General features: G+C 39.3%; 7 protein-coding genes. All 7 read right to left on the bottom strand.

All coding sequences use genetic code 11. From position 1 onward, the window contains the following. Positions 1 to 17 precede the first annotated feature (17 nt). Complete coding sequence (locus I6N95_RS00285; protein WP_209524338.1) at positions 18 to 641, bottom strand: hypothetical protein; 624 nt, start codon at positions 639 to 641, stop codon at positions 18 to 20. A gap of 2686 nt (positions 642 to 3327) precedes the next feature. After that, positions 3328 to 4533, bottom strand: a complete 1206-nt coding sequence (locus I6N95_RS00280; RefSeq protein WP_209524337.1) for a MalY/PatB family protein — start codon at positions 4531 to 4533, stop codon at positions 3328 to 3330. 14 nt (positions 4534 to 4547) lie between these two features. Continuing rightward, complete coding sequence (locus I6N95_RS00275) at positions 4548 to 5735, bottom strand: MFS transporter (RefSeq protein ID WP_209524336.1); 1188 nt, start codon at positions 5733 to 5735, stop codon at positions 4548 to 4550. A gap of 657 nt (positions 5736 to 6392) precedes the next feature. Beyond that, positions 6393 to 7763, bottom strand: coding sequence for a metallophosphoesterase (locus I6N95_RS00270; protein WP_209524335.1), 1371 nt, complete (start codon positions 7761 to 7763; stop codon positions 6393 to 6395). Positions 7764 to 7982: 219 nt separating this feature from the next. Next, positions 7983 to 15224 (bottom strand): SpaA isopeptide-forming pilin-related protein, encoded by a 7242-nt coding sequence (locus I6N95_RS00265; RefSeq protein WP_209524334.1) that lies wholly within the window; start codon positions 15222 to 15224, stop codon positions 7983 to 7985. Positions 15225 to 15742: 518 nt separating this feature from the next. Continuing rightward, positions 15743 to 16051 (bottom strand): hypothetical protein, encoded by a 309-nt coding sequence (locus tag I6N95_RS00260; protein WP_209524333.1) that lies wholly within the window; start codon positions 16049 to 16051, stop codon positions 15743 to 15745. Positions 16052 to 16087: 36 nt separating this feature from the next. Continuing rightward, on the bottom strand, positions 16088 to 16537 hold the full coding sequence (locus I6N95_RS00255) for a DUF11 domain-containing protein (RefSeq protein ID WP_209524332.1): 450 nt from the start codon (positions 16535 to 16537) through the stop codon (positions 16088 to 16090). Between the last annotated feature and the right edge of the window lie 16 nt (positions 16538 to 16553).

The raw sequence follows: 16553 nt of genomic DNA, 5'->3' as shown, positions 1-16553 counted from the left end.
ATAGAACTAATTTACCTTTAATCTAATACTTCAAAAGCCATTTCTAGGCTATAATCCGGGGCCACGGCATTACCAATCGTTGGGTAAGAGCCGTTAAACTGTCCTACCAAATCAAAATTGACCGTTGTTTTTTTAGGCATTTGCGTCATTTCAGTTGTTTCCGACAACATGCCGCCCGTTGTGATCAGGGGCACTGTCAACATTGCGCCGCCTAAGTTGTTGCCATCTTGAATTTTCATGTCTAATTCTAAATCGGCAAGTGGCGTACTCGAAGTTAATTGGGTGGCAGATACTTTCAAGCCTTTAGCTGAATTATTAGTAATTTGATAATTCGGTGAGTAAACTGCCCCATTATCCGTCGCAAGTGAGCCAAATAGAACCGTTGATGGCATCGTCACATCAATCCACTCTTTGCCGTTTTCATTTGGTTGTGGCAACTCTGGATCTGGGTCTTCTGTTGGATCAAATGTACCAAACCACCCCTTAAGCTCCATTTCACCTGTCTCCTGACCTTTGATTGTTTGGGAATTATTTTCGATTGGGTCTTCGCTGCCCCCAGTCCACGCTTTTGCCTCTTGAGCAGCTAAAAGTATCCCTGCGCTCAATGTTATCATCAACGTACCTGTTAATATTTTTTTCATCATACATTACTCCTTCTTTTTGATTGACGAGCTTTTTACCCGTTACTGATTATTCTAACAGGCAACAACATAGAACTAGTCTCAACTTTTAGGTTTGTGAACACCAAAAATTAAGACAGCCTCTATCTCAGACCAAGGATAAATAGTAAAAAAAAGCGAACCTTAAGGCAACATACTGACTTTCTTGATCCATTTCAAAGATTGTTTTGATCGCTTATAAGGCATGACTATAACAGATGATTTTTCACTTACTGATTAACTATACTAATAACCTGCTAAATTGTCGTTTTATCAAGAAGATCTCCCCTTAACTTTTCTTCATCTATAGGTACTATAGAGTTACCATTAAATAATCCTCCTTTACCGTTAAACTTCCGGCTAGAAAAAAGCTGAAAGCGCCACTCTTCTGGTCTGATTATGCGAGTTATCCAACGGAACTATATACCCGATTATTTAACATGACGTAAAATAGATATCATTTGAGCAAAAAAGAATGCCTAGCACCACCATTTTTGTACCATATTCCGCACTCCTTAGCATAAATAATCAATTTAATTTTTCAAAGGGGCTAACTGACCCGTTTTCTCTACTATTTTTGAGTAGATGCGTCTAATTTCCATCTAAGAACGCTATCATTTCGCTAAAAACACGTCTATACGTAATTATTCTGAAAATTTACATGAGCAAAAAGGGTCAGTTAGGCCCTTTTACAAAAATGCGAAAATATGTTAAAAATAAAGTATATCCTATATTTTGATACCTTCTTTGAATTAACAGTCTGTTTCTGACTGTTCAGCAGTGATAGATGTAACTACAAATAAGCGAGCGACGAACGCTACACGAATCTATCGTAAAGTACCATCCCTCGAAAGTGGCGGGCTTCACAACCAATGTCTCTCGCTTTCTCTAAAAATGTAGCGCAACCATTACCAATTTGTAGCACTTTAGAATAATCGATAAAACTAATGCAAAATACTGTCAAATAAACCTATATAACTACTCTGAGACCAATCAATCACTCAATTGTTCGATATAACAGCTCAGTTAAACTTTTCCAAAATTTTGTATAGCTACAGTTGACACTTTTCAGCCTTCTAGAAGAGGCAGTAAAAACAATCGAAAACACGATTATATTAACGGATATAACGATTTTCAAACAGACAAATCAACGTCAACTAATTCCGGATTTGATCCGCAATTTGACTCTTTGAAAAATAACAGTAATCCCTTTAGTTAGCGAATAAATTTATTCAAGGTACTTCTAGTACAATCTTCTATTTCTCGAAATAACAGTTCAACTAAATTTTTCAAAAAAAAGTATGGCAACAGTTGACACTTTTCAACCTTCTAAAACAGCTAGTAGAAACAATGATAAACGCAATCATACTAACGGTTATCACGATTTACAGACCGAGGAACCAACGTCAACTGATTACGGATTTGATTCGCAATTTGACTCTTTATAAAATAACAACAAACTATTTTGTTAACCAATAGATTGATTCAAGATATTCTAGTTCAATCGCTCAAACGCTTGATATAACAACTCAGTCAGACTTTTTCAAATAAATGTATGGCAATAGTTGACACTTTCCAACCTTCAGAAAAAGCTAATAAAAACAACGAGAAATACGATCATACTAACGATTATCACTATTCACTAACCGATGAACCAACGTCAACTGATTTCGGATTTGATCCACAATTCGACTCATAAAAAAATAACAACAATCTGATTTATTAACAATTAAATTTATTCAAAACATGCTAATACACTCACTCAATTATTGATATAACAGTTCAGCTAAACTTTTCCAAAATTTTGTATTGCTACAGTTGACACTTTTCAACTGTCTAAAACAGCCAGTAAAAACACTTAAAAACACGATTATATTAACGGTTATAGCAATTTTACAACGAACAAATCAACGTCAACTGATTACGGATTTGATCTGCAATTTAACCTATTAAAAGATAACAACAAACTCTTTTGTTAACGAATAGATTGATTCAAGATATTCTAGTTCAATCGCTCAAACGCTTGATATAACATCTCAATTAGACTTTTCCAACATTTTGTATTGCTACAGTCGACACTTTTCAACCTTCTAAAAAGGCCAGTAAAAACACTCAAAAACATTATTACGTTAACGATTATAGCGATTTTCAGGCTTACGAATCAACGTCAACTGATTCCGGATTTGATCCGCAATTTGACCTATTAAAAAATAACAATAAACTCTTTTGTTAACGAATAGATTGATTCAAGATATTCTAGTTCAATCACTCAAATGCTTGACATAACAACTCAATTAGACTTTCCCCAAATTTTGTATAGCTACAGTTGACACTTTCCAACCTTCAGAAACAGCCTACAAAAACAACGATAAACACGATCATATTAACGATTATCACGATTTACAGACCAACAAACCAACGTCAACTGATTCTGGATTTGATCCGCAAATCGACGATTTTAAAAATAACACTTTACCACTTATCATTTACACTAACCTACCAAGCCTATTATCTCTAAATGCAAACAAACCAACTCTTCACAAAACAAGAGCTGGTTTGCTATAGAACTAGCGTAGGAGCAGTTTAAGAGTTGCCTTTTTCTGGGACTTCCCTTAAAAGGACCAAGCCCTCCTTTGCTAGACACTATCCAGTTGCTTCCACTTAACCCTTACTCAATGCCTTCAGCCTTTGCCAGCTCACTCAAACAAGCGACAATGGCCTTCACCCCTGCTTCTAAAGTCTCCCGAGGACAACCAATATTGACTCTAAAGAATAACCCGTCTTCCTCGAAAAAGTCATCGCCTGACTGAATGGCCACGCCGCTTTCCACCATCTTGGTTCGCAGTTCTTTCCCGGTTAAATTTATAGATGACAACTCAATCCACACAAGGTAGGTCGCTTCTAGCTTCGTCACTTCCACAAAGCTAAAAGGCTTCAGTTCTTCCACCAAATACTCATAATTACTAAAGAGATACTCATTTAACCCATCTACATAATCGGCCCCATGTTCATAAGCCTTGGTTAAGGCCAGATAAGCAAAACTGTTTAACAAATCACCAGTGTGGCTGTACGCTTTGATTTGGTCAATTTTCTTGATGAAGTCTTGATTGTCCGTGATATAGTAAGATGCTTGCAAGCCCGCTAGATTAAAAGTTTTAGTTGGCGCACTTAACATCACCACTTGATCATAGTTCAAGGCTCGCGCCACCTTCATCAACGGGGTAAAGTGTTGCTCAGGCATGATCAAATCAGAATGAATTTCATCCGACACGATCGGAATGTTGTTGGCTTGACAGAGGGTCACCAGTTGAATCAGCTCTTCTTCGGCCCAAACTCGCCCAGTTGGGTTGTGTGGGTTGCAAAGAATAAAGAGCTTGATCTGATTGTCTTTAATCAATTGTTCAAATACGCTGAAATCAATCTCATAGTGTCCCTGTTCTTTCAACAGCTTGGCTCGAACAATTTCTCTCTTCGCAAAGAGAGGTTCTTTTTCTAAAGGGCCATAGGTCGGGTTAAACAACAAGACCTGATCCCCTTCCTCTGTTAATGCTCGCACCACATTGTTTAACGAAACCAAAACATTAGGCGTGAAAAAGACGCTGTCCTTCTGATAGGTGATCTGATTACGCCGTTGATGCCAGTCAATGACCGTGTCTTTATAGGGAAAACCATAAAACCCGTAGCCAAAAATACCATGCTTAGCCCGCTCAATCACTGCGTCTACTACTTCTCTTGGCGGTCTAAAATCTGTGTCGGCCACCCACATCGGAATTAAGTCACTGTCACCATATAAAAACTCCAAGCCATCCCATTTCCCAGCAATCGTCCCTCTGCGATCAATTACTTGATCAAAATACTCACCATTATACGTCATTTTATTACTCCTTTCTAAACGATCTTGCCAACTAATTTTTTCTCACCATCGGTCACTAAAATTAACGTCGCAATTCCCAAAGCAAAACTTAAGGCCACCATAAAGGAGGCTGTTGCCAGATTATCTGAAAACAAGCCTGCTATCCCATTCATCAGCATCGGGGCAAAAGCAAAACCGAGACTGGTCAAGGCGGAAAACAAACTCATGCCCATCGGGACTGAGGTGGATTTCAGCAATGACGTGATCAAATACAACAAGCGGGTCATGACCGTGCCATAGCCCAAGCCAAAAATGAAAGAGCCTCCGACTAAGCCGACTTTTGCATGAAGGACGCCGATAATCAACAACCCCCCCGCCATCAAAAGATAACTAATCCAAAGGGTATTCGATTTTAAGACTTTAACTACTTGGCTTGCCACAAAACCGGCCAAGATAGTGCCTAAGCTATTGACTGATAAGGCTAAACCTGAGACAGAGGAATCGCCAATGCCCTTAATATCTGCATGTAAAGCCATATTATTGGATAAGACAGACGTCAGCATGGTTAAGGTGACAGCTAAGGTCAATAATAAAATCACGGTCAAACTTCCTACAGCAAATTTTTGCTTATCAGATTCAACAGCCGTCCGCTCTCCTTCTTTGGCTTTTTTTAACACGGGGTCATTAGGCAGCAAAAACAATCCTAGGACAAAAGCAATAATCGCTATCACAAAAATCGCGTAGTTGTATTGCCAGCCATAAACAGCTAAGATACCGCCGATAAAGGTCATTAACATCGTACCCAACCCTTGATAGCCGGTCTTTTTCCCTAACATGGAGGTCCGAGCTTCTCCCTCAAAATAGCGGGCAATTAAGGCGGGAATCGTGGCGGTCATCAAACCACTTCCGCCACCAAGAAAGACGGAAACTATTAACAAAAAGGTAAAATTTGACTGAACAATTAACGGCAAACAGCCTAACCCTAGAAAGGCGGCCCCGGTTAAGACGACGGTCTTTTGGCTGACTAAAGATTGTAGTTTTCCTGCCGCAAGTGAGGCTAAAAAACTCAACAAGGCCGCAATCGAAATAATCAATTGTAGCTGAGATCGGCCGACTTCTGGGAAGGCATTACCGATTTTAGCCAATGCTGGTGTAATTCCAGTGGCGATATTTGCCACAAAGATCAAGATAATTAAGCCCAGTTGTAACTTCTTTTTTTCCACAAGATGCACTCCTCTTCTAAAAACGACTAAAACATACTTAGAATTTACCCTGTGTTCAACTAGTTGCTAGCGAATTTGATCCTGTTGACGACATCATTTTTAAGAAGCGCTTCTTAACACCATTGGACAGGCCTATCCAATGGCTAACACACCCCGACAACTCATTCATGATTATGACACCACCAGCTTTCCCAACGATCACTCTCTCGAAAGAAGGGATAAAAAAACAAGAAGTCTAGCTAGCAGATCGAGTAAAACAGTGAATAGAACGCAAAAAACGAGACCAGACTTATCGTCTAATCTCGTTGATTTCCTTCTCCACTAACTAATGACACCGGCAACGATACCCAAATAAACCTAAGCAGTTCCTGTTTTTCGCGAAAAAAACTAGAAAAAAGCGCTTAAATTAGGTACAATAGATGAAGCTGGTGTAACAGCTAGCTTTGGCAACTGGTGGACTAGATTCGGTAGTCTTACTGGGCTTGCAAGGGGATTGCCGTCTCCTTGCAAGCACGCCATAAAATTTATTTAGTTGTCGTGGCTGTGTTAACAGGGTCATTGTACGACAAGATGAAAACGTTGTCAAGGTTGTCATTTAAAAATAACACCTCTTTTTCACCTTCTACTAGCTTATTCTCACAAGTAACTACACAAAATTTAACGCAACACACTGACTTCCTGACTTTCTTGATCCATTTCAAGGATTGCTTCGATCGCTTCTAAGACACGACTATTGGTTTGCATTTTTAAAAGTTGATAGCCCGGTTCACTCTCGGTCTCTTCTTGACTAATTTCATCACTAATAGCCTTCCCATCAAAATAGAGAGTATAAACACGGCTCACAAAATTCGCAATTGTGTAAGCTGTTTCTCCATCAAACCATTTTTCATCATAAAACTCTTCATAAGCCATGTTGATTCGGTCTTTAAAAAATAAAGACTGAGAGTACTCCCGATAATTAATTAGCTCTTCCTCTTTTTCTGATCTCTCCTCAGCCCACTCTTCAACCATCAGCTCTTGTCTCTGATAGTTAATTTCCTTTTGGGTGATTTGAATCTCACCGATACTATTGGACAAGGAAGCAAAACAACCTGTCACTATATCCCACATTTTTTGATCGCCGATTGTTTTTGAGGCGATATTTTGAGCGTGGGAATGACCTGACAAAGTTAACTTAACATGATAACGAGCCAGTAATTGTTGCATTTTTTCCTCTTGATTAAGCACAAACCCTTGAAAATAAACCGGATGATGTTTAAGTGTATTATGATGAAGAACAGGGATTACCAACAATTGATTTCGCTCCCCATATGCTAATACTTCTTCCAACCACTCATAGGTTTTAGGCCCCACACTCCCTTGAATCTCAGGCTCACGACGACTTTCCTTGTCTGTGTAGTGGTTCGTATCGATCATTACTAACAACACATCTTTAAAAGGACGAACCGCATAACTTAAGGAAAACTTGTCCTTAAAACAGGCCTCTGAATAACCCATATTGTGAAAAATCTCAGCAAACTCTTCAGGTAATAGCTGGGGCACCGGTTTCGTCTGATTCCCTAAATAGCTAGCAGACCAACCATTACTAATATCATGATTGCCCGGAATAACGTAGACTTGAGTTCCCAAAGCTTCAATTCGTCTTAAGTATTCCGAAAGATCAATAGCACTTTGTCTTTCTCCATTGAAGGTTAAATCGCCACTAATGATAAGTAGCTGTGGTCGTTTCTCTTGAATTTGCCAAATTAACGATTCCAATCGTTGTTTTTGATAGTGGATATCTTTGCCATCTGCTTGTCTTAATAATGACTGAAAGGCTTGTTCTTGATTAAATAAACTATCAGATAAGTAATGGATGTCAGAAATGACCCAAATCCGGTCTTGCTCACTGATTTTACGGGTACAAAATCTTTTTTCTTCAAAATCGTCGATTACCTGATTCGTTGGCAAACAACTTTTAATGACAAAAAAAATGATACCTGCAATTGCTAGTCCTACCATAAGTGCCCATTTCTTACGTTTACTCATTGATTTCACCTCTTAATTCAACTTATACCTTCATATTAACCTAAATACACCTGATTTTAAAGCGCTTTCTTTAATAGGGTTTCAAATAACATTTTTATTTGCCCACGGTTGTAAGAACATCACCCCAACTCAAAACAGACCAAAAGCCTAATCACTAGAATGGACAAGTCTAGTGATTTAGGCTTTTGGCTTTCTAAGATAGGGTTTTGTAACGTTATCTTAACGAGTCTTTTTACGGGCTCGATAGATACTGCTTCCGAAGACAATCATGGATAAACCTGCAATTAAGTAGGCATTATTCAAGATCTCATTCATCTGTGGTAATTTGCCACCACCCGTTCCTGGTTTAGTTGGCTTGCCGCCTCCAGGTTTGATCGGGTTAGGTGTTTTCTCGTTGGTCACCGTCACCAATTGTTTCTCTGGTTTACCTTCAGCATCTTCCGCAATCACAAATTTGGTTTTTGCGTTAGATAACTGATATCCAGTTGGTGCTTTGGTTTCAACAAAGTAGTAAGTTCCTGGCGCCAACTTAGTTGCAGATAAGTTACCTGTATTATCTGTGACTAGTTTTTCTCTAACGACCTGATTGTCTTTGTCGACAATCTTGAACTCGGCACCCGCTAAAACTTTCTTCGCGTCGGCTTTGTCCACTTTAGTTAAGGTCACGTCACCTTGATAGTTGATAAAATCGCCTAGAGAAATTGGTAGCGGCGTGACGTTTTCTCCTGGTTTAAAACTTGACCCAATTGTAAAGGTCAGTTCAGTTGTGTTTAACAGATACCCATCAGCGGCTTTCGTTTCCACAACTGTGTACTCGCCTGGTGCTAATTCATCGAATAGAACATTTCCGTTTTCATCGGATACCACTTTTGTTTCTTGGCCAGTCTCATCTCTTAGGGTAAACTCAGCACCTGCTAAACCATTGCCATCTTCATCGGTTTTAATCAATTCAGCAGAACCTTTATAGTTAATGAAATCGCCTAGTTCGATTAATTCTGGAACAGCTTCTTCTCCTGCTCCTGGTAGGAAAGTCTCATCTACTGTAAAGATAATAGAGCCTTCACTTAAGATATAGCCTTCTGCAGCTTTCGTTTCTGTTACAGTGTACTCACCTGGAGCTAAATTCTCAAAAACAACCTTGCCATCTTCATCAGAGGTAACAACTGTTTTCTCACCAACTGAATCTTTTAAGGTTAGGGTAAATTCAGCACCTTCTAATGGGTTGCCATCTTTATCTTTCTTAACAAGTTCAGCTGACCCTTGGAAGTTAATGTATTCGCCTAAGAATTCGATTTCTGGTTCGTCTGTTTCTATGCCTTTAACATCGAATGGCATTTCAGCACTGTTTAAAATATACCCGGCTGGCGCTTTGGTTTCTTTCAGCAAGTAATTATCGTTTGGCGCCAGTTCATCGAAGATAGCAACCCCATCTTCACCTGTCACTTGAGTTTGAACGAATTCCCCATTTTCATCGTAAATCGTAAACTCTGCGCCTGGTAAGACATTACCGTTTTGATCTTTCTTAATCACAGAGACACTGCCTTTGTAGTTCACAAAGTCTGCTTCTGTTAGATTAATCGCCTGATCATCGGCACTTTCAGCAATCGTCACCTCAATTGGTTTATCATTTAAGATATAGCCATCAACTGCTTTGATTTCTTTAATTTGGTACTTGCCTGGAGCAAGATTTTCAAATTTCACTTTACCTTCGGCTGTCGCGGTAACCGTCACAGGTTTTTCCGTCACTGGATCCAGAATTTCGTTCTCACCAGTTTCATCGAATAAGCCAAAGACCGCACCTGCTAAAGCTGTGCCAGCTTTGTCTGTTTTCAAGAATGAAACGGATCCTTGATAATTCTTCACTTCACCTAAGTCGACTGGTGTTGTGACCTCTTCACCTGCTCCTTCTGCAACAATCGTCAACGGTACCGCTTTCTCATTGATGATATAACCAGCTGGTGCTTTTGTTTCTTTCGCAATGTAGTCACCTGGTGCTAAATCCGTAAAGCTGACAAGACCATTTTCATCCGACACAGCTTTCTGAATTTCTTGATCACCTTGGAATAAAGTGAACTCGGCACCGGCTAACACCTTGCCATTATTATCCGTTTTGACTAATTCAGCCGATCCTTGGTAGTTAACGAAGTCATCTAAAACAATCACTTCTGGCTCACCAACTTGGCCTTCAATTTCAAATGGGAACAACTGAGTGTTCTTAATGAAATCGTCCGCAGCCGTGACCTCTTCCAGAACATACTTGCCAACTTCCAAGCCTTTGTATTCAAATTCGCCGGATTCTGATGTTAGTGGCGTTGCATTAACTGGATCGCCTACTTTACCACCTTCGTCATCAGCTTTATAAATATTAAAGGTTGCGCCTTTAAGTAGAGCGCCTTGATCGTCCGTTTTCTTAAATTGAATCGTCGCTTCATAATTTTTGAAGTCAAATTCATCGGTAATCGGATTCTCATCGTCTCCCTCTTGAACTGTGATAAAGATTGGATTTGTATTGATTAAGTGACCAGCTGGTGCTTTAGTTTCCACTAGTTTATAGTAGCCTGCACCTAAATTATCAATGTTCAAACTTCCATCAGGATTTGATACAATGTCTGAACGCAATAATTTTTCTGTGCCATCGACTTCTAAGATATACAGTTCAAACTCGGCACCGCCAAGGGAAGCTCCTTCATCAGATTTCTTGCTAATAACCGCTTTTCCTTTAAAGTTTTGGTACTCACCTAAATTCAATTGTTTAACTTCACCTGAATACTCTTCTGGTATTTCAAAAAAACGCGGGTAGTCATTTTTAACATAATTAGACCCTTCCAAAACTGGTGCCTTAGTTTCCACTAACTTGTATTGACCTGGGGCTAAATCTTTAATTTCAATCCGGCCTCGTTCATCAGACTCATAAGTATTAATCGGTGTAGCAGTTTTTGGATCATCGTCCTTATGGAAGAGCGCAAATTCTGCTCCCGGCAATCCTTCACCACTTGTATTGACCTTGATCATCCGAATGGCGCCTTTGTAATTAATGAATGCTTCTGGTGTCACAACAGTTGGTTTACCAGCTGACTCAGCTAAAATTTCAAACGGCAGTGGTTCGGTATTTTTGATAAAACCGGTTGGTGCTTTAGTTTCATTTAGCGTGTACTTACCTGGGGCAAGTCCATCTACTTTAACTTTGCCATCAGCGCCAGTTGTCACTACACTACCAACATCATTACCGGCTGCATCTTTGATTTGGAACTCAGCCCCCGCTAAAGCTTGTTCATTAACATCTGTCTTAGTCAACTCAACGCTTCCTTGATAATCAAGGAAATCATCAGCTGTCACTTCAGCTGGTTTGCCAACGCCTGTGTTGGCAATAGTAAAGCTAATCTTATCCGTGTTAATCAAGTAACCGGCTGGCGCCTTAATCTCTGTCACTTCGTATTCACCAGGGGCTAAGCCTGTCATGGTGACTTTGCCATTAGCATCTGATTTATAGGTCATACCAATTTCTTGATTGATTTCTTTGCCTGAGCCATCTTTGACACGCTTAATCTTGAATTCAGCACCTGCTAAGATTTTGCTTGTGTCATCGCCATCTTTCTTAATAAAGCTAGCACTACCTAAGTAGTTAATGACTGGACCAACCTTGACTTCTGGTGTTTGACCTTCTGGACTTGTCACCACTTCAAACTCGATTGGTGTTGTATCAAGAACATAGTCAGCTGGCGCCGCCGTTTCAGTAAAGCGATAACTTCCGGCCGTCAAACCTTTCACGACCAATTGACCATCAGCATCGGTTGTCAGATTTTGTTGACCTGCAACTGGGACCCATTTATCATCAACTTTTTGCTCTAACTTAAATTTAGCACCAACTAATTTCGTGCCGTCTTCTGCTTGTTTTTCCAAAACAACGCGGTTAATTTCGTTGACAATATCCAAGTAATTACCGGCTGTTGAGGTATTTTTATCAATCTTAATCTTACGACCAGCGATTAAATCAGATTGAATACTGTGTCCCGCTGGGGCTTTTGTTTCTTTTAAGAAGTACTCGCCGTATGGTAATTTACCAAATAGTAACGTGCCATCAGCGGAAACTTCTCCTTCACGCAATTTTTGAGCATTTTTCTTATCCCAAAGTTCAAAAGTTGCCCCTGTTAAGACTTTACCATCATTATCAACCTTGCGAATTTCCACACTACCAGATTCACCAACTGCCGTACCGCCACCTTCAGAGGCGCTGACACCGACTTCTTTTGAGACTTCCTGTTCAACGTTCTCTTTGTTGGTTCCTTCTAGCTTGATGTTGTTTTTCGCTGTTTCACCGGATGGCTTTTCAAGTAATAACATCGCTTTGTATTCTAAAATATAAGCATGTTCAATTTTCTCATCAGTAAATGTTACAACTAATTCTTGTTGCCCTGTGACTTCATCCGTCGTTAAGCTGACAGTGTATTTCGATTTATCTAAAGGAGCTCCTTGAGATAATTTGCCAGCTTCGGTTACATTTGTTTCATAAACGATGACCGAACTTTCATCAATCACTTGATTCGTTGACGGTGTATCCGTTACTTTTGCATCGTAAACCGTTGATTGACTTGGGTTAATCGTTGCTGTCCATTGTAGATAGCCATCTTTATCTTGTTTCCCAGACTTCTGAATCAATGAACCGCCGTTAGCGATGGAAACATCTCCTTCAATTGAAAAGTTCCCTTCGACATTTTCCGCATCGACCGTGGCTTTATTGTGATACTCTTTACTGGCATTAACAATTTCACCATCAAGGGAGGTTTCGAATTCAAATAAGAATTGATCTGTCGCCCCTACGTCTTTAACATTAATCTCCAGCGTATTGCCATTGCCTTCACTTGGTTCAGTATAACCAAACGTCAAGCCAAATTCAGCAGGTAAAATTTCTGCTCCTTTGACAATTGACCCATCGGCACTAATGGTATAACGGAAAGCTTTCAAACTGCCTGAAACAAATTTTTGATTAGAGGTAATGGGGTCAGTAATTTTCACATCACCTAAAGGTTGACGGTTATAGTTAATCCCCAATGTCCACGTAATGGTTTTCGTTAAGGCATTGTAATTCCCATTCTTAAAGCCATCTGCCCCTTCTTCTGGTTTTGGCTTATAGTCAACATGACTGCCTGAACCTAAATCCTCCCCATCTTGACTGGTCCATTTTGATGAGGCATCATTAAAGAATTTATCATAGCCTGCTTCATTTAGTACTGCTGTATCAAATTTTGTGTTGTAACGAATTAAGAACTTGTGATTGGTTTTAGCGTAACCGCCGATAAACTTAACATCAATTTTACCTGCTGCTTCGTCATAAACAATCTCATAATCCACACCTTGTTCTAAGTTACTACCTAAATTCAAGTCTTGGATGACAAAACTTCTCGTTCCTAAGGCAAGTATCAAGCCCGGACTCATCTGATCGGTCATGCTCCAATTGTTTAATTCGTATCCATTCATATTGACGTTAATCGACCAAGCAATGGTTTTGCTGTTATAGTCGACGCCATCCATATGTTTAATTAAGCCTTGTTGATGCGCTTCTCCTTGGTTGTGACTTTGATTGCCAGAGCCATCAATGACTTGGTTATTGTATATCTGATTCTCCGTCACTTCTTCATCAACTTGAGTCACATAGTGAATATCCACTGCGTAGTCCATCTTACCGATGAATTCAATCTTAAAGCCTTTGCCGTCCCCTTGAGGAATTAATTTATAGTCAGTTCCTTCAACTAAGGGTGCCCCAACAACTGGATCACCATTGTCATTAAAGGTTACTTTGTTTAAAATCACAGAATTATCTTTTAAGATCATGTTGCTTGTAAAACTATCGCTAACATGAGCATCTTCTGTTGGCACATCAAATTCAACATAGTTATAACGGATGGTCCATTTAAACTCTTGAGTACTAGGATCATACTCAGGCGCTAGTTTTTCTAAAGCCTTATTGTACTTAGCGGTAACAGATGCACCACCTTTAATTGGCTCATCTAATTCATCCGATGAAATAAAGGCTTCATTTTTGTATTCAACCGTGCCACCTTCAGCACCTGGTTTTTCTTCTTGAATAATCGACGTCGTATATTCTAAACGATAAGCGTCTTTAATGACACCAATAAAACTAACATTACCATCGGCATCAACTGTATAATCTGTGCCTTCTGTCATTTCTTCGAATTCGCCTTCAATGACTTTACCATTGAAATCCACTTTTACTTTATAAACTGCAACACTTTCAAACTTCGTACCATCTGGAAAATTCTCGGTTACTTTGGCATTTGTGTGCGTGTCTAAATTCAAATTAACATCTACATCCCAAATGATTTCATTTGGATTAGTTGGGCGATCTGGATGCCCTTTTTTACTGATAGATTGATCGGTATTCGGTTTAACGATAATCGGAACACTTGGTCCTTCTTCAACAAAAGGAAATTCGATTTCCCCAGGCCCAGGCCCTTCCAAATTCCCTTGTTGTAAGTCTCCTGTCACAGTAACTGTTCCACTGATATTGGATTCCTCTTCAACTTTCTCATTAAACACAATGTGAATCTTACCATCGGTACCAATAACCCCTTGACCATAAACACCTGTTGCTCCAACTAAATCAAATTTGATTTCAGAGACTATTTTAATTTCCGCTGGCAATTGAGCATCGTAGAAATCTCCTGCTTGCATTTGCTCTCTGACATCATCTGGAATCTCAAAATCAAAATTAACCGTAATCTTATCGCCTAGTTCAACGGTTTGACCACTTAATGGTTTACCATCCGGTCCTAAAACTTCGATCCCTGTAAAAAACTTTGTATCGCCTAATAAGTCACTAATATCAATGTTCTCACGATCCGCAGTCGCTTTGGCCGCTACAATAGAGTCCTCTTTAGTGGACTCGCTAGTTTCAATAACTTCCGTTGACTGAGCTGGTTCTGTCGAACTAGGAGGTACGTTTGTTTCTTGCGCTTGGCTTGATTCAGCTGGCGTATTGGCTACAGCTGGTTTCAAGGTAACGTTTGTGCTAATTGACTGCTGATTGACGCTTGCGCTAATCGCTTGTTGCGGTGTCACTTTATCCAGTAACTGCCCATTTAATTTTAACTCATATGGTCCACTGGTTCCTTCGTTAATACTGAGCTTAACGGTTTGACCAATCACCTGATAACTGCCAATTGACTGTTGAGCACTATTCACAATTGCTCCTTGAGGCTGGTTAATACTACCAATACCCGTTAAGGCTAGCTCCGCCTGATAATTACTTGTCGCTTCCGTATTCCCTTTAACTGTTAGACTAACATCGTTTGGATCTAAATCCTCCATGTTAGAAACAACCACTTCAGTTACAGTTAGTGAATTACTAGCAACTGAGTTAATCGTATCTGCCAACGCAACTAGCGGTGAAAAATATTGAATTAACAAAATTACTAGTGAAAAAACTGTCCATTTCTTTTTCATGTCACAAACCCCATTTCTGTTATTTTTAAGCAGATTAAACAACAATAAATCCGCTTCCAAACATAATGACCGCGGATAAATAATGAAAAACTGATACTATCCATCGATTAACAAAATTATATCATATCGTTTTTTGCAAAAGAATTAAAATGCTCGTATTAATCAGCTTTTTACACTTTATCGAACTTTAAATGAACGTTGTATTTAAAAGGGTTTATCAACTTTTCAATTAACATGGAGCTTCTAACTATTGTTATCTTATGGTTTTTCAATAAAAACTAAAAATAAACATATATTTAAATTAAGGTCGTTATTTATTCAACAATACTATCACTTGAACTAACGCTTATTTTTAGATGATGAACCTCAAACTTAATAGGTTAATCTGGCATTTTTCGCTTGCTAGTAATAGTATTTTTAACTGTTTGATCATGATAAACAAATAAAAAAGCGATTCAGTTTTGATATACTGAATCGCTGATGACGCGATTAACTATCTTTCCACAACGACATTACTACTACTTGCCCCTCTTTAGCCGACGTTTATGATAGAAATAAACAACACCCGTTAATAACACGCCGATGACAACCGTTAACTCATTTTGATCGCTCCCTAAGCTAGGAATAGGGAACTTATCTTTATCTTGAATGACTTTAATTTCATTTTGCGGTTTTATCGGATCCTCTGGGTGTGCTGAATCAGACACAATCGCCACATTTTTTAACGTGCCATTAGTTTCTTTCGTCACCTTCGCTTTGAAGCTAACTTTCATCTCGCCAATACCTCTAATATTAGCGATCATCACTTGGACATTGCCGTCTTCCACTTCGTTTAGTACAGGTTTACCATCAAGCCGAACGCTTCACGCCACTAATTCTAAGCCTTCCGGTATCTCATCAAGGACTTTAAATTGAGCTAATAGGGCGTTCTCTTTAATATTTTTCGCGGTGATCGTATAGGTCACTGTTTCGCTTGGTTTTACTTGTTCTTGTGATACTTCTTTGGTTGCTTCCAATTCGCCAGGCACACCAATCACATCAATCGGCACTTCCGGTTCCTCTGGATTTATTGGCTCTTCTGGATTTATTGGCTCTTCTGGATCGGTTACAACTACCATGTTTTTGATCGTACCGTTCGTTTCTTTTGTTACTTTCGCTCTAAAGCTAACTTTTTTCTCACCAACACCTTTGATATTAGCGATTGTCACTTGGACGTTACCATCTGCCACTTCATTAAGAATTGTTTTGCCATCCAGTTGAACACTGTTCGTAATGAGCTCCAAACTTTCTGACAACTCATCAAAAATGAGCATCGCCTTAACCTATGAA

This window comes from Vagococcus allomyrinae (assembly GCF_017829975.1).
In the GTDB taxonomy this organism is placed as follows: Bacteria; Bacillota; Bacilli; order Lactobacillales; family Vagococcaceae; genus Vagococcus_D; species Vagococcus_D allomyrinae.
The sequence above is the reverse complement of the archived record's forward strand: the minus strand, read 5'-3'. Positions and strand labels throughout refer to the sequence as shown.

Bases quoted from the DNA above. Each gene is read 5' to 3' on its own strand.
- I6N95_RS00285 (WP_209524338.1), bottom strand. From the start codon at position 641: ATGAAAAAAATATTAACAGGTACGTTGATGATAACATTGAGCGCAGGG.
- I6N95_RS00265 (WP_209524334.1), bottom strand. From the start codon at position 15,224: ATGAAAAAGAAATGGACAGTTTTTTCACTAGTAATTTTGTTAATTCAA.
- I6N95_RS00280 (WP_209524337.1), bottom strand. From the start codon at position 4,533: ATGACGTATAATGGTGAGTATTTTGATCAAGTAATTGATCGCAGAGGG.
- I6N95_RS00270 (WP_209524335.1), bottom strand. From the start codon at position 7,763: ATGAGTAAACGTAAGAAATGGGCACTTATGGTAGGACTAGCAATTGCA.
- I6N95_RS00255 (WP_209524332.1), bottom strand. From the start codon at position 16,537: ATGCTCATTTTTGATGAGTTGTCAGAAAGTTTGGAGCTCATTACGAAC.